The sequence below is a fragment of the Streptomyces spiralis genome (assembly GCF_014654675.1).
Lineage (GTDB): Bacteria > Actinomycetota > Actinomycetes > Streptomycetales > Streptomycetaceae > Streptomyces > Streptomyces spiralis.
This window is the reverse complement of the sequence record NZ_BNBC01000038.1, coordinates 52,616-72,331: the sequence shown is the minus strand read 5'-3', so window position 1 is coordinate 72,331 and position 19,716 is coordinate 52,616. Positions and strand designations below refer to the sequence as shown.

The 19,716-nt window shown below is 68.8% G+C and carries 22 protein-coding genes and 2 pseudogenes; 18 read left to right on the top strand and 6 right to left on the bottom strand.

Annotation, left to right across the window (positions count from 1 at the left end; all coding sequences use genetic code 11):
* Window positions 1-7: 7 nt before the first annotated feature.
* Both IE318_RS31630 and IE318_RS31625 read left to right on the top strand, forming a co-directional pair.
* Entirely contained in the window at window positions 8-1,594 is a 1,587-nt protein-coding gene (locus tag IE318_RS31630) for a succinic semialdehyde dehydrogenase (protein WP_189905855.1), read from the top strand.
* A gap of 63 nt (window positions 1,595-1,657) precedes the next feature.
* Window positions 1,658-2,368, top strand: a complete 711-nt coding sequence (locus IE318_RS31625) for a type 1 glutamine amidotransferase domain-containing protein (protein WP_189905853.1) — start codon at window positions 1,658-1,660, stop codon at window positions 2,366-2,368.
* 620 nt (window positions 2,369-2,988) lie between these two features.
* On the opposite strand, the gene IE318_RS31620 is transcribed toward IE318_RS31625, so the two are convergent.
* The gene (locus IE318_RS31620) at window positions 2,989-3,642 is read right to left on the bottom strand and encodes a TetR/AcrR family transcriptional regulator (protein ID WP_189905852.1); all 654 of its coding nucleotides are present in this window, start codon (window positions 3,640-3,642) and stop codon (window positions 2,989-2,991) included.
* 190 nt (window positions 3,643-3,832) lie between these two features.
* On the opposite strand from IE318_RS31620, the gene IE318_RS31615 reads away from it, so the two are divergent.
* The 7 genes from IE318_RS31615 to IE318_RS31585 all read left to right on the top strand — a co-directional run bounded on the left by IE318_RS31615 (window position 3,833) and on the right by IE318_RS31585 (window position 9,447).
* Window positions 3,833-4,381, top strand: coding sequence for a carboxymuconolactone decarboxylase family protein (locus IE318_RS31615; protein ID WP_189905851.1), 549 nt, complete (start codon window positions 3,833-3,835; stop codon window positions 4,379-4,381).
* Between the two features lie 111 nt (window positions 4,382-4,492).
* Entirely contained in the window at window positions 4,493-5,287 is a 795-nt protein-coding gene (locus tag IE318_RS31610) for an isocitrate lyase/PEP mutase family protein (RefSeq protein WP_229903863.1), read from the top strand.
* 62 nt (window positions 5,288-5,349) lie between these two features.
* Entirely contained in the window at window positions 5,350-5,997 is a 648-nt protein-coding gene (locus IE318_RS31605; RefSeq protein WP_189905849.1) for a nitroreductase family protein, read from the top strand.
* A 52-nt stretch (window positions 5,998-6,049) separates the two neighbouring features.
* Window positions 6,050-6,967, top strand: a complete 918-nt coding sequence (locus IE318_RS31600; RefSeq protein WP_189905895.1) for an NADP-dependent oxidoreductase — start codon at window positions 6,050-6,052, stop codon at window positions 6,965-6,967.
* A gap of 130 nt (window positions 6,968-7,097) precedes the next feature.
* Window positions 7,098-7,481 (top strand): MmcQ/YjbR family DNA-binding protein, encoded by a 384-nt coding sequence (locus IE318_RS31595; protein ID WP_189905848.1) that lies wholly within the window; start codon window positions 7,098-7,100, stop codon window positions 7,479-7,481.
* A 471-nt stretch (window positions 7,482-7,952) separates the two neighbouring features.
* Window positions 7,953-8,840 (top strand): SDR family oxidoreductase, encoded by an 888-nt coding sequence (locus tag IE318_RS31590; RefSeq protein WP_189905847.1) that lies wholly within the window; start codon window positions 7,953-7,955, stop codon window positions 8,838-8,840.
* Between the two features lie 343 nt (window positions 8,841-9,183).
* Window positions 9,184-9,447 carry a GyrI-like domain-containing protein gene (locus tag IE318_RS31585; protein WP_229903862.1) on the top strand — a complete coding sequence of 88 codons (264 nt, stop codon included), beginning with the start codon at window positions 9,184-9,186 and terminating at the stop codon, window positions 9,445-9,447.
* A gap of 530 nt (window positions 9,448-9,977) precedes the next feature.
* Here IE318_RS31585 and IE318_RS31580 read toward each other — a convergent pair.
* Window positions 9,978-10,412 (bottom strand): Rrf2 family transcriptional regulator, encoded by a 435-nt coding sequence (locus IE318_RS31580; protein WP_030172042.1) that lies wholly within the window; start codon window positions 10,410-10,412, stop codon window positions 9,978-9,980.
* A 129-nt stretch (window positions 10,413-10,541) separates the two neighbouring features.
* On the opposite strand from IE318_RS31580, the gene IE318_RS31575 reads away from it, so the two are divergent.
* Window positions 10,542-11,297, top strand: coding sequence for an SDR family NAD(P)-dependent oxidoreductase (locus IE318_RS31575; protein WP_189905844.1), 756 nt, complete (start codon window positions 10,542-10,544; stop codon window positions 11,295-11,297).
* A gap of 255 nt (window positions 11,298-11,552) precedes the next feature.
* Window positions 11,553-11,693, top strand: a pseudogene (locus IE318_RS45405) (integrase core domain-containing protein); the annotation flags it as partial.
* 71 nt (window positions 11,694-11,764) lie between these two features.
* Here the strand turns inward: IE318_RS45405 and IE318_RS31565 are convergent.
* Window positions 11,765-12,606, bottom strand: a pseudogene (locus IE318_RS31565) (phosphotransferase).
* A 511-nt stretch (window positions 12,607-13,117) separates the two neighbouring features.
* Between IE318_RS31565 and IE318_RS31560 the strand changes: the two are divergent.
* Genes IE318_RS31560 through IE318_RS31540 form a run of 5 tightly spaced genes read left to right on the top strand, consistent with a single transcriptional unit; the run spans window position 13,118 to window position 16,341 of the window.
* The gene (locus IE318_RS31560) at window positions 13,118-13,492 is read left to right on the top strand and encodes a DoxX-like family protein (protein WP_229903861.1); all 375 of its coding nucleotides are present in this window, start codon (window positions 13,118-13,120) and stop codon (window positions 13,490-13,492) included.
* Window positions 13,489-14,412, top strand: a complete 924-nt coding sequence (locus tag IE318_RS31555; protein ID WP_189905842.1) for a BtaA family protein — start codon at window positions 13,489-13,491, stop codon at window positions 14,410-14,412. The genes IE318_RS31560 and IE318_RS31555 overlap by 4 nt, the downstream gene beginning before the upstream one ends.
* On the top strand, window positions 14,409-15,173 hold the full coding sequence (locus tag IE318_RS31550; protein WP_229903860.1) for a DUF2071 domain-containing protein: 765 nt from the start codon (window positions 14,409-14,411) through the stop codon (window positions 15,171-15,173). Before IE318_RS31555 ends, IE318_RS31550 begins: the two co-directional genes overlap by 4 nt.
* Window positions 15,170-15,916: a class I SAM-dependent methyltransferase gene (locus tag IE318_RS31545; protein ID WP_229903859.1), complete on the top strand. Its 747-nt coding sequence runs from the start codon at window positions 15,170-15,172 to the stop codon at window positions 15,914-15,916. Before IE318_RS31550 ends, IE318_RS31545 begins: the two co-directional genes overlap by 4 nt.
* The gene (locus IE318_RS31540; RefSeq protein WP_189905840.1) at window positions 15,913-16,341 is read left to right on the top strand and encodes a hypothetical protein; all 429 of its coding nucleotides are present in this window, start codon (window positions 15,913-15,915) and stop codon (window positions 16,339-16,341) included. Before IE318_RS31545 ends, IE318_RS31540 begins: the two co-directional genes overlap by 4 nt.
* 221 nt (window positions 16,342-16,562) lie before the next feature.
* Here IE318_RS31540 and IE318_RS31535 read toward each other — a convergent pair whose 3' ends face one another.
* From IE318_RS31535 to IE318_RS31525, 3 genes are all read right to left on the bottom strand, one after another.
* Window positions 16,563-17,528, bottom strand: coding sequence for a sigma-70 family RNA polymerase sigma factor (locus IE318_RS31535; RefSeq protein WP_189905837.1), 966 nt, complete (start codon window positions 17,526-17,528; stop codon window positions 16,563-16,565).
* A gap of 42 nt (window positions 17,529-17,570) precedes the next feature.
* Window positions 17,571-18,311 (bottom strand): SDR family oxidoreductase, encoded by a 741-nt coding sequence (locus IE318_RS31530; RefSeq protein ID WP_189905835.1) that lies wholly within the window; start codon window positions 18,309-18,311, stop codon window positions 17,571-17,573.
* Between the two features lie 197 nt (window positions 18,312-18,508).
* Window positions 18,509-18,769 carry a restriction endonuclease gene (locus tag IE318_RS31525; RefSeq protein WP_189905833.1) on the bottom strand — a complete coding sequence of 87 codons (261 nt, stop codon included), beginning with the start codon at window positions 18,767-18,769 and terminating at the stop codon, window positions 18,509-18,511.
* 94 nt (window positions 18,770-18,863) lie between these two features.
* Here IE318_RS31525 and IE318_RS31520 point away from each other — a divergent pair, with 94 nt between their 5' ends.
* Window positions 18,864-19,076: a ricin-type beta-trefoil lectin domain protein gene (locus tag IE318_RS31520; protein WP_189905831.1), complete on the top strand. Its 213-nt coding sequence runs from the start codon at window positions 18,864-18,866 to the stop codon at window positions 19,074-19,076.
* A gap of 48 nt (window positions 19,077-19,124) precedes the next feature.
* A complete protein-coding gene (locus IE318_RS31515; protein WP_189905829.1) occupies window positions 19,125-19,598 on the top strand; it encodes a GNAT family N-acetyltransferase in 474 nt (157 codons plus the stop codon).
* Window positions 19,599-19,716: the final 118 nt, after the last annotated feature.

The window sequence follows — 19,716 nt, the reverse complement described above, 5'->3', positions numbered from 1 at the left end:
GACCGCGATGACCACCACGGACACCGCCCCCGCCGAGGCCGCCCTCCCGGCCTGGCTGACGCCGGCCGGGGTCGCCCGCCTGGCCACCCTGGTGGCCGCCGGTGCCCGCGCCCAGCGGGTCGCCACGACCTCGCCGTACACCGGCGCACCGCTCGCGGACCTGCCGGTCTCCACTCCCGACGACGTCGAGGATGCCTTCGCCCGGGCACACGCTGCCCAGGCCGCCTGGGCGGCCACCACGGTGGCCGACCGCAAGCGCATCATGCTGCGCTTCCACGACCTCGTCCTCCAGCGGCAGGAGGAAGCCCTCGACCTGATGCAGGCCGAGAGCGGCAAGACCCGTCGCGACGCGTTCCTCGAGGTGAGCGACATCGCGATCACCGCCCGCTACTACGCGCGCAGCGCACGGCGGCTGCTCTCACCGAAGCGCCGCAAGGGCGCAATCCCGGTGCTGACCCACACAACCGAGCTGCACCACCCCAAGGGCGTCGTCACCGTCGTCTCGCCCTGGAACTACCCGCTCAGCATGGCCGCCGGCGACGCCATCCCGGCCCTGATGGCCGGCAACGCCGTCGTACAGAAGCCCGACACCCAGACCGCCCTGACCGCCCTGTGGGCGCTCGCCCTGATGCGCGAGGCCGGACTGCCGACCGACGTCTGGCAGATGGTGGTCGGCCGTGGCAGCTCCATCGGAGACGCGCTCATGGCCGGCGGAGACTACATGATGTTCACCGGCTCCACCGCAAGCGGGCGCCGGATCGCCCGCGACGCGGGCGAGCGGCTGATCGGCGCGTCCCTGGAGCTCGGCGGCAAGAACGCGATGGTCGTCCTCGCCGACGCCGACATCGAGAAGGCCGCCGCCGGCGCCGTCGCCGCCTGCTTCCCCTCGGCCGGCCAGCTGTGCGTGTCCATCGAGCGGCTTTACGTAGCCGATGAGATCCACGACGCGTTCGTCACCGCGTTCGTCGAACGCACCCGGGCCATGCGCCTGGGCGCGGCCTACGACTTTTCGATGGACATGGGCTCGCTGACCACCCCCTCGCAGCTCGAGACCGTCAGCTCGCACGTCGATGACGCGGTGGCGAAAGGCGCGACCGTACTGGCCGGAGGCAAGGCCCGGCCCGACCTCGGCCCCCTGTTCTACGAGCCGACGATCCTGGCCGATGTGACCCCGAACATGACGCTGTTCGACCACGAGACGTTCGGCCCCGTAGTGTCGATCTACCGCTACCGGTCCGTCGACGAGGCGGTGGCGATGGCCAACGCCACGCCGTACGGCCTCAACGGGAGCGTCTGGGGCCGCAACGGCGCCGAGGCGCGTAAGGTCGCGGGACGGCTGCACGCCGGCACCGTCAACGTCAACGAGGCGTTCGCCGCGGCCTGGGGCAGTATCGACGCCCCCATGGGCGGCATGGGCGACTCGGGCCTCGGCCGTCGTCACGGCGCCGACGGGCTGCTCAAATACACCGAAGCCCAGACCGTCGCCCACCAGCGCCTCCAGGGCTTCACCCCGCCCCGCGGGGTGAAGTACGAGCAGTGGGCGCGGATCCTGACCCGGGCGTTCAAGACGCTGCGTGCCTTGGGCGTCCGCTGACCGAACGCCGGCCATGACGGCCCGCCACCTCGCCACCCCGGTCCGCATGAAAGAAGATCAGCCATGACCAAGCGCGTCCTCAACGTCGTCACCAACGTCGGCCACTACGACGACCCTTCCCACACCACTGGCCTGTGGCTCTCCGAGCTCACGCACGCCTGGCACGTCTTCGAGGAGCACGGCTACGCGCAGACGCTCGTCAGCCCGGTCGGCGGCGCGGTGCCTCTCGAGCCGCGTGCGCTGAAGTTCCCGAACTACGACAAGACCGCCAAGGCTTGGCGCGCCAACCCCGGGAAGATGGCGCTGCTCGAGAACACGGCGAGCCCTGACCAGATCGACCCATCAGAGTACGACGCGATCTACTTCACCGGCGGTCACGCGGTGATGTACGACTTCCCCGACAGCGAGGGCCTGCAGCGCATCACCCGCGAGATCTACGAGCGCGGCGGCGTCGTTTCCTCGGTCTGCCATGGCTACTGCGGCCTGCTCAACACCCGGCTCTCCGACGGCTCTCACCTCATCGCCGGCCGCAAGATGACGGGGTTCGCCTGGACCGAGGAGGTCCTCGCCCGCGTCGACAAGCTGGTCCCCTACAACGCCGAGGAGCAAGCCAAGCAGCGCGGCGCGCTCTACGAGAAGGCGGCACTGCCGTTCGTTTCCTACGTCGTGACCGACGGCAACCTCGTCACCGGCCAGAATCCGGGCTCGGCCAAGGCCACAGCGAAGAAGGTCGTCGAGGCTATCGAGGGCAACGGGGCGAAGGAGCGAGGCTGAGTCGAGACGCGGTCCTTCCGTGACAACAGGGCTGAACGAGCACGCGAACTCGGGGCCCGAGTCGTGCATCCAACGACTTCCGCATTCTCCTCGACCACCTCCAAACACTGCGGCCCCGCGAAGTCAAAACCCCGCTCAAGCCACGGACAGCCGCGAACCGAAGGCTAGGGCCACAGCTCCCTCCGAGTTGACGACGTCACCCCAGCCGACGTTCGCCGAGCGGGGACGACAGAACGGCCGGGGCGTCAACCACCCGTCCGCGACCGTCGGCCTCGCATGACCGCCAGTGCTCCCCAGCAGACCGGTAGCGCCACCGGCCGGCCGGGGGGCCTGAGACGGTCACCCTGCGAAGCTCTCCGACGCAACCATGGTCAGCAACGGATTACCTACCTCGCGCACAAAATCAGTACGGGCCCGGTCGACCTGCGCCAAGCGCAACGAAGCGAACGAGGAAATGCCGCGGTCGTGAGACAGGCCACCAGTGGACTCAACTTGAGCCTGAAGAGGAGCCGCTGGTCAACAAGGACGCCCAATGCCGCGAGCCGGGAGACCCTACAACCGGCCTACGAACAGCACAAACGGCACGCCACGCGCAGCCGCCCCCGCACTGCAAGGAGCGGCTACCGAGCTTGGCGTACGGCGGCGTCGGGAGACGTCGCGAAGGTCTTCAGGTAGTCGATGGCTGTCTGCAACGCGTCTTTCAGTGGAGCGATGTCCCGCGCGACCTGGGCGAGGAGCATGCCGCCCTGGAAGGCAGCAAGGAGCAGGTTGGCCAGTTGCGTGGCATCTGCCTCAGCGTTGATGCGGCCGAGTTGCTGCATGCGCTCGATTCCGTCGCGGAAGATCCCTCTCCACTGGTCGAACGCACTCGCGAGCTCGTCGTGAACGTCGAGGTCCGTCTTGATGATCTCGCTCGCCAGGGAGCCGAGGGTGCAGCCCTCCTGGTAGGCGCGCTCGTAGCCGACGTAGAAATCCGCCCACGCCCGGAGCGCGTCGAGGCTGTCGAAGCCGGCGAATCGCTCGTCGCGGTGGAACGTCAGGACGCGCTCGGCCTGCCAGGCGATCACGGCCAGGACGAGACTCTCCTTGGTCGGGAAGTAGTGGTTGAGCTGCGATCCACTGACGCCGGCGGCCCGGCGGACCTGCTCGTTGTTCGTCGCGTGGACGCCGTTGGTGTAGATGAGCTCCGCGGCGTGCTCCAGGATCCGGGCCCGTGTGGCCTGCCCCTTTGACGTGAGCTTGTGAGGCGCCGGAGCTGCCGTAGTGGTGGTCATGCTTAACGATACCCCAGATTGGGCTTGACAGCCCAGATTCGAGTGGTGTTCACTCCGAGAAGTGGGCTGGCTAGCCCAAAAAATGTCGACAGGGGTTCGCGGTCACAACGGGGACCGGGCCTCTGAAGCAGTAAGAACCGACCTGGGCTCGACGCTGACCACTTACACACTCACCGGAGGTTGATGCGCCATGTCACGACTGAACGTTCCCTCTCCTGACGAGGTCCCCGACGGGACGAAGGGCATCCTCGACAACATCGGCGCACAGTTCGGCTTCGTCCCGAACATGTTCGCGACCCTCGCGTCGAACCCGACCGTCCTCGACGTCGTCACGACACTGCAGGGCACCTTGAGCCGGGTTCTGGACGCGAAGACGCGGCACACCATCGCGCTCGCCGTCTCGCAGGCCAACGGCTGCGATTACTGCCTGGCGATACACACATACGTATCGTCCGAACTCGGTGGCATGTCGAGCGATGACATCGACCTGGCCCGGGCTGGGAGCTCGATCGATCCCAAGCGCGCCGCGGTCGCCCGGTTCGCTCAGCAGGTGGTGGAGAGCCGCGGTCAGGTGAGCGACGCCGACCTCGCGGCTGTGCGAGGCGCCGGGTACACCGACCCGCAGATCCTGGCGATCGTCACGGTGGCGGTGCAGGTCCTGCTGACCAACTTCCTCAACAACGTCAACCAGACCGACATCGACATCCCCGCCGTCAGCCCGTCCGGTACGCCCGGCTGATCGCCGGGATCCCCGTCGAGGCCGCGCACACAGCCGGTAAACCCCTCGCCGCACCAAAACGATCACTCGGGAAGGTTCGATATGCCGGGCTCCGAACTCTATGAGAAGTTCATGGCACTGCACACCCGCGACGGCGGCCTCGTCATGCCGAACGCATGGGACGGCCTCTCGGCGCTGATGCTGGCCGATGCCGGCTTCGAGGCGATCGCGACGTCATCGGCGGCACTCGCCGCCACACTCGGCCGGGCCGACGGGCGTCACGAAGTCACCCGTGGCGAGCATCTCGAGCATGCGCGACTGCTCGGCCGGCTCACCGGGCTGCCCGTCAACGGAGACTTCGAGGACGGCTACGGCGACACGCCCGAAGACGTCGCGGCGACCGTGGAAGCCGCCGTCGAGTCCGGCCTGGCCGGTATCGGGATCGAAGACACCTCGGGCAATCCCGATCAACCGATCCGCGACTTCGACGAGGCAGTCAACCGCATACGCAGCGCCGTCGAGGCGGCCAAGGGGCGCATCGTCGTCACCGGCCGCACCGACAACTTCATCCAGGGGCGGCCCGATCTCGACGACACCATCCGGCGTCTGACGGCCTTCGCCGAGGCCGGCGCGGATGTGCTCTACGCCCCCTACCCACCCGATCTCGACGCACTCGTCGCGATCGTCACCGCCGTCGCGCCGACACCCGTCAACGTCCTCGTCTCGCCGGCGGACAAGGTGCTGACCGTCGCTGAGCTGCAGAAGGCCGGGGTCAAGCGCATCAGCGTGGGTCCAGCGCTCTACACCCACGCGATGGAGGCACTGCAGCAGGCCACCAAGGCTCTCGTCGCGGGTGACCTCACCACCGCGACGACAGGAATCAGCTTCGACCGCATCAGCGAACTACTCGCCCGCGGCACCAACTAGCCCAAACCCTGCGAACCACCGCTCCTCACCACTCACTCGTCGCAAGAAGAAGGCAGATCGACATGAACCTCGACAAGCTCATGAACAAGCACCTCACCAGGTATTTCGACCCCAGCAAGACCATTCCGGAGGAAACCCTTCAGCAGCTGCTGAAGTTCCTGCGCTCCACCCCGTCATCGGTGAATGTACAGCCCAACCACTTCTACGTCCTCGCCACGCCCGAAGGCAAGGAGCGGCTCGCCGACAACCTGGGCGAACGGTTCCGGGACAACGCCGAGAAGATCCTGAACGCGTCGCACACCATCATCCTCACCACCCGGGCAGATCTGCCCGACACCCACCTCGAGGCGGTGTTCGCAAAGGAGAGGGCCGACGGCCGGTTCCCTGACCCGTCCAAGCAGGGGCTGTGGGAATCCATGACCCGGGACTTCCTCAACCTGCGCAACTACGGCTACAAGGACCTGAACCACTGGATGGAGAAGCAGACCTACATGGCGGTGGGTCTGACCATGATGGCGGCCGCCGAGCTCGGCGTCGAGGCCACGCCGCTCGAGGGGTTCGACCCGACCAGTGTCGACAAGGCCTTCAAGATCCGCGAGAGCGGACACACCACGACGGTGCTGCTGGCACTCGGCTACCCCGACCCGGAGAGGGTGTACACCACCCCGATCTCGCGTTTTGACGCCGACCAGTTGTTCACCTTCATCTAGAAACCCACCTGGAAACCAAAACCCACCACACACACGAGGAAGAAGCATTTCGATGAAAGCCATTGTGGTCACCGACCAGGCCGCGGGAACGGCCGGAATGACGCTGACGGAGCGACCTGAGCCGCTCGCAGCGATCAACGACGTCATCGTTCAGATCCATGCGTCGGGCTTCGTCCCCACAGAGATGGAGTGGCCGTCGACCTGGGCCGATCGCGCCGGCCGTGACAAGACACCGTCGATCCCCGGCCACGAGCTGGCCGGAGTGGTCACCGCCCTCGGCTACGGCACGACCGGGCTCTCGATCGGGCAGCGGGTGTTCGGCCTCGCCGACTGGCACCGCGACGGCACCCTCGCGGAGTACGTGGCGATCGAAGCACGCAACCTCGCACCGCTGCCGGGCGACGTCGACTTCACGGTAGGCGCGTCCCTGCCCATCTCAGGTCTGACCGCGTGGCAGGGGCTGTTCCAGCACGGCCGCCTCCAGGCCGGCCAGACCGTCCTTGCCCATGGCGCAGCGGGGGCAGTCGGCACGATGGTGACACAGCTCGCACGTGAAGCCGGCGCCTACGTCATCGGCACCGGACGCGCCACCGACCGCGAGAAGGCGCTCGACTTCGGCGCGCACGAGTTCGTCGACCTCGAGAACGACGCGCTGAAAGACGTCGGCAGCGTCGACCTGGTCTTCGATGTCATCGGTGGCGACGTTCAAAGGCAGTCCGCCGCCCTGATCAAGGCCGGAGGAACGCTGGTGTCCATCGTCGGCCCGGTCGAAGCACGGCCTACCGACGGCCTGGCGGTGGACTTCGTCGTCGAGGCCGATCGTGCCGAACTGGGTGAGATCGTGCAGCGGGTGCGGGACGGACGGCTGCGGACCAACATCGGTGACGTCGCGACCCTCGACGATGCCGTCAGCGCCCTCAACCCGACAACGCGACGCCGCGGGAAGACAGTCATCCGCGTCCTCCCGTAGGCAGTGGACGGCCACCGCCCGACCGGCAGCTCATGGTCCCGATCTACGCCACGGCCATGGGCCGCCGACCGGCGCAGGCACCCGAACCGACACACGCCAGGCACTCCAGCCGACAGAGGAGTTGATCACCTTGGACGGACAGGAACTGCAGAAGGTCGCGCGCGATCACACCGCGGAACTGCCCGGCACCGACCAGGAACATCGTTTCGACCCCGACTGGGAGCTCCACAAGGTGGGCGGCAAGGTCTTCATGCTCATGACGGACATGCCGGGACGCCCCGTCGTGATCCTGAAAGCCGACCCGGACGACGCCACAGCCCTGCGTGAGCAGTACGCAGGCATCACCCCCGGCTACCACATGAACAAGAGACACTGGATCACAGTGGAAGGCGGGGGCACCATCGACGACAAGCTGGTGAAGGAACTCGTGACCGACTCCTACCGTCTCGTGGTCGGCGGGCTTCCCAAGTCCAAGCAACCCGTGGATGCGCCCACCTACAACCGCCGCGCCTGACCCTCACCGTGCCCATCAGCGGCAAAAGCTCCACAAGGAGGCAGGCAAGGCCTCGATCGTCACGGACGACCCGGACGAACGCACCGTCACCCTCACGGCGGAACCGGAGCACAGGCCGCTCCCGCGACACGAACACCCATTGATCCCCCGGGCCTACCAAGCAAACCCTCGCTGCCCACCACTGGGCGAAGTAGCTCCCGGGGGAAGCGCCCCGACCCGGCCCGGCCGGCGATCACCGCAACGGTCGTCCCCTCGCACCCTGCCCGGCGAAGGACTGAAGCGCCGCCACAACGAGTCGCTGGCGCGAGTCCGGTCCCCAGCACGCCATGTATGCGCTGATAAAGTGGCATTTGGGGCTGAGGAGATGCGGTCGCCCAGTCGGGGATTTTCCCGCGGCGGGCGGCGCGAAAGGCCCGGACCGCCAGTTCTTGTCCTGAGACACAGCGTCGCAGCAATCATCTGGAGTCTCCCATGCGCGTGTTCGTCACTGGCGCCAGCGGCAGCATCGGCTCAGTTGTCGTTCCCGAACTCATCGCCGCTGGTCACGAGGTCCTCGGCCTCGTCCGCTCCGATGCCGCGGCTACGGCCGTCGCCGCCGTCGGCGGGACGCCGCTGCGCGGCGACCTCACCGACCTCGACAGCCTCCGCACCGGCGCCACGCAGGCCGACGGCGTCATCAACCTGGCCTTCAGCAACGACTGGAGCAACCTGGAACAGGGCATCGACGAGGAAGCACGCGCTGTACAAACCCTTGCGGCCGCACTAGCAGGCAGTGGCAAGCCGTTCGTACATGCCGGTCTCACGCCGATGATGCCAGGCCACACCTCCACCGAGGAGGACCCCAACACCACCGACGGTCCGGTCGGTGGCCGCGGCCGCACCTCCGACATGGTGCTGACCCTGGCCGCCCAGGGCGTCCGGTCCTCTGTCGTGCGGCTGCCGCGCTCCGTGCACCAGCGCGGGTCGCAATACGGCTTCTGCTCGGTGCTCATCGCCGCCGCGCAGAAAACGGGCGTGTCAGCGTACGTCGGCGACGGCACGCAGCGATGGCCGGCGGTCAACCGGCTTGACGCCGCCGCGCTGTTCCGCATCGCACTCGAGGACGCTGCGCCGGGCACGGTCCTGCACGCGGTAGCCGACGAGGGCGACACCATGAGGTCGCTGGCCGAGGCCATCGGCGGTGTCCTCGCGGTGCCGGTCGAGTCTGCGCCGCCTGAGCGCTTCGGCCTCATCGGTCGCCTTTTCGCCCTTGACATGCCGTCGTCGAGTGCACTGACCCGGGAACGGTTCGACTGGCAGCCCACCCACCCGAGCCTGATCGACGACCTCGCTGCCGGCGACTATCCCGCACTGGGCTGAAATCCTCGTGATGCCGCCGGGACCGGACAGGGTGAGTGACTACTGACGGTCCGCGTACACCGGGCCTCCCCTGCCTTCGTCCGGGTGCTCGGCGAAGGCGTTGACATCGTCGGCTAGCGGGCCGTTGAGGGCGGTGTGTTTCGCGGACACCCGCGGCTCCCGCTCCCCCCGCCCCTCTGCCCCAGCCCCGCCCCTTCCCCCGTATTTTCCTGCTGGTGGATGGCTGCGGGAGGCTCTATAGGGGGTGTCTCGTCGATCAGGCCGGATCAGGGAGCGGTGGCTGGTGCCGTGCATCGCAGATCTCCCGGCCGAGCCGCCCCCGCCGCCAGGGACGTCTGACGCCGTGCGGGAGCTCCACCTGCCTCAGCGGGCAGCCGCCGTCGCCACCCACTGCGGTCCGCACGACGACATCGACCTCACCTACGCCGCCGTGGGCTCCTTTGCCGCCCGAAACGGTCTGCGCTCCGACGACCTCGTCGAGGAGGTCTATCTCGTCGGGCCGCGCGACACCGATCAGCCCGATCGCCGGCGCACCCTGGTGGCGTGGCTGCTCGCCCCCGACAGCGCTCGACCGTCGGCCCAGCGGATCACAGCGTCGCTGCTGTGATCTTCGCGGAGTTCTGGCCGACGTCCGGGGTTCAATGATCTGGTTCGCCGGTAGAGCTTGTCTCCTGGGTCGGCGCGGTGGTCGGGGAGGCGTTCCATGCCTTCAACGCTAAGGCGCCGCGCCGCATGGAAGAGGGGTCGAGCTTGTACCCCCCATAAACACAGCCTGCCGCGCCCGCGGCAGAAAGCGGTTTCGTGGGATGCGCCCCGCCGGCCCCTTGATCGTGCCGCCGCGGTCTCTGCCGCGGCGCTGCGCGATCACTCGCTTGACTTGTGCAGGCTGCCCTTCCTGGGGTCGGCGGGGCAACGGCGGCCAGACCGGCGGTGACCGCGGGCTCGTCCTCCCCGGCGGCCACGATCAGCGGCTGCCGCCGCAGTTGGTCCACGCTCACCGACGCCTGGCCGGCACAGGGGTGTGCGCTGCTGACGGCGGCGATCATTGGAGCTCGTGACACTTCAACAAGATCAAGTCACGAGCTCGCAGGACACGGTCCAATGCGGCAACGGCCTTCGGCGTGACTGATTGCCCGGCTAGCGAGGTGCCGCGAGTACGTCCCGGAGTACGTTCTCGAGCGTGACGCGGGCCAGCTCGTGTCTCAGGGTCTCCTCGATGCCCTCGTAGATGCCCTGCATCGCCGGCTGGATGCCGTAACCCACCACACATCCCTGATCCGGGGTGGTGCGGTGCATCGCGAACAGCGGGCCGGGTTCCACTGCCTCGTACACGTCGAGCAGGGTGATCGACCCCAGCTCGCGCGCCAGTGACCAGCCCGCGCCCACGCCCCGCCGGGACTCCACGAGCCCGGCCCTGCGCAGCTCGCCGAGCAGCCGCCTGATCACCACGGGGTTGGTGTTCGCGCTGGTCGCGATCTGCTCGGAGGTGGCGACCTCATGGCCCTGGCGCTGGTAGAGACCGATCCAGGCCAGCGCATGGGCGGCAATGGTCAACCTGCTGTTGGCACTCATGCACCCCTCCTTTCGGCCGCAACTCTTTATGTTACGACGGACACAGTCGTAACAGAAAAGGTTGCGACAAGCTGTCGTAACAATTAGCGTTGCGACTGTCGGGAAGAGCCGATCAACGAGGTGAGAAGAATGAGCAAGCCACTCACGGGCAAGGTCGCCCTGGTGACCGGGGGGTCGCGCGGACTGGGAGCCGCGACCGTACGACTGCTGGCCGAGCAGGGCGCCGACGTCGCCTTCACCTATGTCGGCTCCGAGAAGCAGGCGCAGGCTGTCGTCGACGAGGTGCACGGCAAGGGAGCGAAGGCCGTCGCCTTCCAGTCCGACCAGGCGGACACGAGTCGGGCGCCGGCACTGATCGACGACGTGGTCGCGCACTTCGGCGGCCTGGACATCCTCGTCAACAACGCGGCGATCTCGGTGGAGCAGGGCCGCACGGTGGACGACCCGGACGCCGACACCGCCGCACTGGATCGGATGCACGCCACCAACTACCTCGGCGTGATCGCCGTCATCCGGGCCGCCGCCCGAGTGCTGCGCGCGGGCGGCCGCATCATCACGGTGAGTTCCGGACTGGGCTCCCGGGTCGGTGCCCCGGGCCTTGCCGACTACTCGGCGACCAAGTCGGGGATCGAGAGGTACACCATGGGGGTCGCACGGGACCTCGGGCCCCGGAACATCACGGCCAACGTCGTGGAGGCCGGATTGATGGAGGGCGGCATGGAAGGGCCGGACCCCGAGACCCTCAAGACCCTGGTCAGCTCGCTGTCTCTGCAACGCATGGGTCAGCCCGAAGAAATCGCCGCGGCGATCGCCTTTCTGGCGAGCCCCGCCGCGTCGTACGTCACGGGCGCGGTGCTGGACGCCCACGGTGGCTACAACGCCTGAACCGGAACCCCCGTCGCGGGCCCCGAAGGACATCGCGCCTTCGGGGCGCGCACCGCCAACGACCCGCGCGGGCGCGGACGGCTCCCACGTGCGCGTGAAAGAGGGGGAGCCGCGACCGGCCCGTTGCCGGTCGACCGGCGGAAGACGGGCAGCAAGCACCAGCCGATCTGCGACGGCAAGGGCACCCCGACGGCGGCGGGCAAGAGCTTCGCCTGGCGACAGGCGCTTGCCGATCTCGGTGCGACCCGCAGACTCACCCGCATCTACCGGCCGCAGACCAACGGCAAGGTCGAACGCTTCAACCGCACTGTGCTCGATGAATGGGCCTACATCCGCCCCCGCACCAGCAACACCGAACGCACCGCAACCCTGGACAGCTTCCTGCACACCTACAACCGCGCCGTGCCGGCATTCCGCACACTGGTGCAGCGGATCGGGACCGGCCCAGCAGGCACCCTGCCGTGACTTCAGCCCAGTCTGCAGCGATCAAGTGCAGCACGAACCTGGTTGAGCCCGTCCACCCTCCGTTGGTCCCGGTCAGGCATTTGGTCGTCTCGGCGCCAGCGCCAGGCGGAGAACATCGCCCAGTTCAGGGCGCGGCACCGGTGAATCAGATCGCGGTCAGCTCCCGCATAGAGCTTCCCACTTCTTCGGGCGCATGGGCGAGGTCGAACTCGATCGGCCCACGGCAGCACGTGGCGAGGTCTACGAAAAGCGGCCCTCTCCTTGTGTTCAGGAGGTTGCCCGGATGCGGCTCGCCGTGCAACAGCTGGTCGCCGCCTTGGTCGCGGCTGAACGCGGCGGTCAGCCCACTGAGTGTGCTGCTGAGGAACTCCCGCTCAGAATCAGGCAGGTCGGGGGACCGCTCCCGGTCGTTCACCTCTCTCAGTGCCACGGCGACTCGATCGGTGAAATGCGGTGCGTCCAGATCGATCCGGCGCAGGGCGGCATGGTGCCGCATGAACGCGTCTGCGTAGTCGGCCGACGTGATCTCTGATCCCACTGGTTCGTAGTAGGTCCAGAGCGAGACGGCGAAGGCATCACGCACATGGACTTGAGGAGGGACCCGAGGGTCGAGCTCAGCCACCGGAGCGTCGACGTCGGCGAGATGGTGAGCAACCTTCACTTCGAACTCGGAATCAGCCAGATGTCCCGAAGGCGCGACCCGAGCCAGAACATCGCAAGGGACCAGGCGCAGCGCGACGCGGTCCGAGTTGTGGATGACGACCACATCGTCGACCTGGAGGCCCAGCTCCGTAGCGGTGGCCCGTCCTGCCTCAACCGCGCGCCGGAGTTCCAGTGGCTCCATACCGTCCTCCCCCAATACTGAGTGGGCCCTCCTGCGCCTCGGCAAGAGATCCTTCTCCAACTCGGCGAGCCTGGGCAACATCTTTCGATCGGCCTGGAACCTGGGGGCACCGAATGCTTGTCCCAGATGGTCACTCCTGGGACCGGACCCGGCGCAACGGGCACGGCTCGTCGAGATCCGCGACAACCTCATCGCCCGCATCACCGAGGCCCTGCGGGAGGGCCGGCCGGGCGAAGTCGAGGGACTCCAGGTCAGCCGCGCGGGCGCGGAGCACAGGTTCGCCTTCCGGACCGACGCCATGAAGCGCGCCACCCTCGGCACCCTGCTCTCGGCACTGTGCCGTCGACGTGAAGAGCGATCGGGATGCGGCCGTCGGTCCCTTCATGACAGTGCACTGTTGAACCATGCACCCAACGGCAGCCGCGTGATGAGGACCGAGCTGATCACCGCGCCGCCGGACGACGGGGCCGGAGCTCGCCCTGGATGGTGCGGCAGGCATGATCATCTCGTGATGACGAGGTGGCGGGTCCGGGTGGCGCGGTGGGCGATCGCCTTGGTGTGGTTCTACGAGGGGTTCTGGTGCAAGATCTGGCCGGGGCGGGCGGACCAGCGGGCGATCGTGGGTGACGTGCCGTTCCTGCCGGGGTGGGCGGTGACGGGAGTGCTCGTCGGGATCGGTCTGGCGGAGGTCTCGATCGGTGCATGGGTGCTGAGCGGGCGGCGGGCGCGGTCGGCCGCGCTCGTGCAGACCGTGCTGGTCGTGGCGTTCAACCTGGGCGGTCTGCTCTTCAGCTCGGGCCAGATCGACGAGCCGGGACGGCTGGTGACGCAGGACCTGGCCTTCCTGGCGCTGATCTGGATGGTGACCTGGACGGCGGCCGAGTGAGCGGGACACCGTGGGCGCGCGGTCGGCTGGTCGGCGGATTCGGCGGTCCGCGCCTGCTCTTCGGGCGGATGTACGAGGACTGGGGTGTCGAGTTGGCGGTCTTCCCGCCGCCGGGCGCTCGGGTGCTGTGCATCGCCTCGGCGGGGGACACAGCGGCAGCCCTGCATTCGGCGGGGTACGAGGTGACGGCCGTCGACGTCAACCCGGTACAGCTCACATACGCGCGGGAGCGGCTGGTCGGTGGCGGAGTCCAGGAGGGCACGGCGGAGGCGGTCATGCGCCTGGGCCGGGGCGCCGCGGCGCGGCTGCTGCCCGCGTGGCGGCAGAGAGAGCTGCACGGCTTCCTGACGCTGGACGATCCGGTGGAGCAAGCTCGCCGCTGGCGGGAGGAGTTGGACACCGAGGGTCTGCGCCGGCTGATGCGAGTGGCGCTGCGCCCCGGCGGAGCCCTGGCGGTCGCGCTGCGTCCGTCGTTCGCCGGTGTCGTACCGACGCGTTTCGACGAGGTGCTGCTGCGGCGCCTCGAGCGGACTGTCTGCAGGCATCCCAATGCGCGCAACCCGTGGTTGTGGCGGCTGCTGGCGGGCGAGGAGCCGCCGGGCGCCCCGGCGCTGTGGGCACCGGGCGTCCGGCTGGTGTGCGACGACGTGGTGGACGCGTTGGAGCAGGCGCCGCGCGGCGGCTATGACGCGGTGACGCTCTCGAACGTTCTGGACGGGCCGGGCGCCGGTTTCGCCCGTCGGCTGCGGTCGGCCGTACGGCACGCCGTGCGGCCCGGCGGGGTGGTGGTTCTGCGCAGCGTCCGTGAGCCGGGTCCGGACGGGCCCGGCTGGGCGGCACAGGATCGCTCGGCGTTGTGGGGTGTGATACGGGCCGTGTGTCTCGGGGGCGCTGCCCCGGATCGGAGGATCGAGCCGTGAGGCATCTGCTGCAGCGCCATCCTGTGGCGATACGTGCACGCTTCGCCCACTCACTGGTGTTGACGTACGCGCTGCCTTCCGCGGTGCTGCACCCGCTGGTCCCACCGGGCCTGGAACTGGACACATACGGAGACCACGGGTTCGTGGCGGCCGCGCTGGTGGACACCCGCGCCCTGCGGCCGGCGGTCCTGCCCGCACGTTTCGGGGCGAACTATCTGCTCACCGGTTACCGCGTCTTCACCCGCTTCCGCACTCCGGGCGGGCGCGTCATGCGAGGACTGCGCATCCTGCGCAGCGACACCGACCGCAGGCTGATGATGCTGGGCGGCAACCTGCTGACCCGCTACAACTACCGCCTGGCCCGGATCAGGGCCAGGGCCGAGGGCGAGTCGCTGGAGTTCCGCGTGGACAGCGCCGACGGCCGGGCGGACCTGCACGTGCGGGCGGACCTCGGCAGCGCGCCGGCGCCGCTGCCCGCGGGCAGCCCTTTCAGCGACGCTCGCGCCGCCCGGCGCTTCGCGGGCCCGCTCCCTTACACCTTCGAGTACGAACCGCAGACCCGGTCGATGATCGTGATCAAGGCATTCCGTGCTCACTGGGACCCGCAGCCCGTCTCGGTCGACGTGCGCCGCCTGACCTTCTTCGACCACGGTCCGTTCGCCGGCACCCGGCCGCTCCTCGCCAACGCCTTCCACGTCGCCGACCTGGAGTACGGCTGGGAACGCGGCCTGCGCCGGACCGAGAGCGGGAGCGAGCGGTGACCCGCCGGTCGGGCGTGCGGGACGTGATCGCCTACAACTGGCCGCAGTACGCCGCCGGCCTGGTCGCCGCGGGGGTGTGCGCCGCCCTGGCCGGCCGTCTGCCGTACCCGCTGCGCACCATGGCTCGCGCCGGCTCAGCAGCCGCTGTCGGTCTGCTCACTTCCGCAACGGTCGCGAGCTGGCTCGTCTACGACCGCTCCGAACTGTACGACTACGACTGGTTGGACACGCTGCTGCCGCAGCCGCCGTCCGAGCACCTGGTGGTGGGCACCGGCCTGGACGAGGCGAGCGCCCCGCTGGCCGCCCGCTGGCCGGCCTCCCGGCAGATCACCGTCGACCTTTACGACCCCGCCGTGATGACCGAGGGCTCGGTGCGCCGGGCCCGGCGCCGGGTGCCGCCGCCACCGCACGCCCTGCCCGGCCGTCCGGATGCCCTTCCCGTGCCCCGGTCCGGGGTGGACGCCGTATTCCTGATCTTCGCCGCCCACGAACTGCGGCAGGTGAAAGACAGGGAGCGGTTGTTCGAGGAATGCGCCCGGGTGCTGCGCCACGGCGGGCGCCTGGTCCTGGTGGAACACCTCAGGGACGGCCCGAATACGGCCGTCTTCGGGCCGGGTGCCTGGCATTTCCTCCCCCGCGCGGAGTGGCTCCGGCTGGCCGCGCACGCCGGTCTGCTTCCGGCGGCCGAGCATCGCATCGCCCGCCTGGTCACCGCGCTCGCCTTCACCAGGGGACCGGCATGACCCATCTCCTCGCTCTCACCTGGCAGTTGCGCCTGGTCGGTATGGCCCTGATCGGCATGGGGCTGCTGCACGTGGTGCTGCCGCGCATCCTGGGCTGGCCGGACGACCTCGGCAACACCAGCCTGCTGACCCGACAGGTTTCGTACGCGCATCTGTTCTTCATCGGCCTCACCTGCGTGCTGCTCGGCGCACTGTCGCTGGCGTTCGCCCGGGAGCTCCTGACCGGCGGATCCCTGCCGACCGTTCTGCTGTGCGGGCAGACCCTGTTCTGGGGCCTGCGCTGGGTGATGGAGTTCGCCTATTTCTCACCGCGGTTGTGGCGGGGTCATCGGCTGCGGACGGCGGGTCACGTCGCACTCTCCGCGCTGTGGACGTGGGTGACCGCCGTGTTCGCGGTGGCGACGGTCCACGCAGCAGGCCAGTAGTGCTTCGTTTACAAGCTGCCGGGCGCGGACGGATCGGCGCATCTCTTGGTGTGCGCTTCGCGGCGGATCCACTGGAGCGGAGTGGGGTTGTCGAGGGTGGTGATGACGGTCCAGTCCGGATCGCCGGTCCCGGCCAACGTTCCATGTGCCGCATGCTGTCGTGCAGCGTTTCGCCCAGGAGCTGCCCAAACGCCCGCGGCGCACGGATCCACCACACCGGTTCAGGCCGATAGCGCGGGCGTGAGGCCGAACGTCGGCACCAGACTCGGGTCGTTGAATGACGTGATGCGGGCGATGCCGGTGCCGATCAGGGTGAGGACCTGGACGCCGTACGCCTCGTACCGGCTGTCGCCCGTGCGCTGGTAGACGACGGCGGCGAGCTGTCCGTTGGCGCGGGTGGGCACCATCCGCCACAGGTCCCTGCGAAGGATCCGGCCGGTCAGGAATCCGGCGACGGCCCGCTGCCCGGTGAACCAGGTGGGGATCGGTGGCATCTCCATCTCGACGTCAGCCCGCAGGAGATCGATCAGTGCGTCGGGGTCGGCCCGGGTGAATGCGTCGACGTAAGTGTCGAGAAGAATGCGCCGGGTCATGTCGTCCGGCTCGGCCAGGTCGTCCTCGACCGGTCCAGCCTCGGTCAGGCGGGCCCGGGCACGGCGCAGCGCGCTGTCGACGGCTGCGGTCGTCGTGTCCAGCATCTCGGCCACCTCGGCGGCCTTGAATCCCAGTACGTCGCGCAGCGTCAGCACGGCCCGCTGCCGGGCGGACAGGAACTGGAGCGCGGCGATGAAGGCGAGCCGCACTCCCGTCCTCCCGGCCGCGATCGCCGCCGGGTCGTCGCCGCCGAGCAGTGCGTCAGGGGCCGGCTGGAGCCACGCCACCGACGGCTCGCGGGGAGCCACGGCCACCCGGTGATCGTCCGAAGGCGCGCCCAGGCCCGACGGAAGCGGCCGCCGGGAGCGTGTTTCCAGTGCCGTCAGACAGACCCTGGTGGCGATCGCGTAGAGCCAGCGCCGCACCGAGGACCGGCCCTGGAACCGGTCGAACGCGCGCCACGCACGCAGGTAGGTCTCCTGCACCAGGTCCTCGGCGTCATGGATCGAGCCGAGCATCCGGTAGCAGTGCGCGAGCAGCTCCGGCCGGAACGGCTCGGCCAGCGCGGCGAACTCGGTGTCCGGGGCAATCACGGCTTCTCCCAGGGGGCGGTGCGGTCCACGGTGGGCGGCGGCTCAGCTGACCGGGAGCAGTCCCGCGCCGCTGACCTGGTACTCCGGGGCGCTGTCGGGGTTTTGGGCGACGTCCAGGACGGCCTTGGCGACCTGGTCTGCGGTGAGGATCGGGTGCAGGCCCTCGACGAAGGTGTCGCGGTCGACGCCCTGGCGCGCGGCGTAGCCTGCGATTCCGACCGAGCCGACGCCGCCGGCCGGGGTCAGCCCCGGAAGCAGCGCGTGGAACCGGATACCGAGGCCGGCCCGCTCCGACTCGTCGGCCGCGTACCGGCTGAGGTATCGGATGGCGGCCTTGGCGCTGGCGTATCCGCCGCTGAGCGGAGACCCGTTCAGGACAGCTCCGCTGGACATCGAGAGGACCACGCTGCCCGGCGCCAGGGGCTCCACGAGGGACGCCCGCGTCCAGGTGAACACGTGCCGGGTGTCGATCTGCCAGTTGCGGCTGAAGGTGTCCCAGGTCTGCTCGTGCACGGGCGCCATGTGCGGCGTGACCCCGGCGTTGAGGACCAGCAGTCCGGGCCGGTGCGCGCGGATCACGTCCTGCGCGAGAGCTTCGTCGGTGGCATCGGCGGCGATGGCGGTGAAGCCCTCGCCGAGTTCGTCGCGTACGGCGCGCAGCTCCTGCTCGTGCCGGGCGATACCGATGACGCTGGTCCCCGCGGCCACGAGCACGGCTGCGATCGCACGACCGAAGCCTCGGCCGGCTCCGGTGACAACGGCGGTCTGGAAGAAATCGGACATCGGGCGCTCCACAGTGGTCGTCGGGTTCGGTCCGCATCAAGACCCGCCGCGGAAGGAAAAACCGTCGCCGCTACCCACGTCCGAGGCAGTGATCTACGTCACATGAGCGTGGGTGGTTCGGCACGGGCCGGAGGATCGACGTCACCCAGGGTCCGGGCTTGAGGATCATCCTCCCTCGAGCAAGCTGACCAGCGCGATCAGTCTCCCCTCCGGGCCGGCAACCGCAGCAGGTGGTGCAGCGGGACGCCGTCGTGGGCCCACTGGCCGAGCCGGTCCCGGTCGACCAGGCGGCCCAGGCGCGAGTGCTCGGCGATGACGCCGGCGCCCTGGTCGCCGGCGCGGCCGACCTGCCGGGCATCGAAGCCGTCTCGTATCAGCAGGTCCCGCAGCGCGTACTCGAACTGCCGGTCGTCCACGGCATCGAACTCGTCGAGCGTGATCCGCAGGCGGGCCGGCATCACCGCCCTCGTCCGCCGCCTGGTGGCGGCCCGCCCCCCGGCCACACCCCATACGCCAGAACGGCGGCCGGGACGGCCGACCACGGGGCTCTGCTTGACGGCACGGAACGGGCTTCTCGCGATGAAGCCGTGCCTGGCCGACGATCCGGCGGCCTACTGGCGGGTGACCAAGGACAACTGGTTGGTTGCGCAGATCAAGAACTCGGTGACGGGCACATGCCTGGCCAGGAACAAGTTCAACCGGGTGCAGTTGTCGGTCTGCACCGGCGGGGATTCGCAGCGGTGGAGTGTCATTACCATCGGCTGAAGGGTTAACCGCTGGATCGAGTCTTTGCTGGGCTTGTAGGTTCCCGATGTGAGTGATGACGGCAAGACGCGGATCCGATTCGCGGAGGAAGCAGATGCAGCCGTGATCGCGCGCATCCACATGACCTCTCGATCGGCGTCCATGCCCTATCTGCCCCCGCAGAAGCGCAGTCACGAGCAGGTGACCAGATGGGTCCAGGACGTCCTGCTCAGGCGATGTCGTATCTGGGTCGCAGTGCGTGATGCGGAGATCATCGGCTATGCGGCCCTCGACGGTGACATGCTCGAACATCTCTATCTGCGCCCGGCCGTGCGCCGGCAGGGAGTCGGCACGCTCCTGCTCGATGCGGTCAGGCGGCACAGCCCTGACGGGGTGTGCCTGCATGTCTTTCAGCAGAACACCGAAGCCCGCGCGTTCTACGAGAGCCACGGTTTCACCGTCCTCGACACCAGCGATGGTGATCGCAACATGGAGAAACTGCCCGACATGACGCTTCGCTGGACGCCGAACAGCGTTCAGTGATCCGTACCGGCCAGACGAGCCGAAGGCCCACGCCGCAGCGGCGAGGAGGCGTCCGCCCCAACCCCACCGCCCTGTTTCTCGACCTCGCCGCCCGCGCCCGGCACCTCAGCGACCGGGA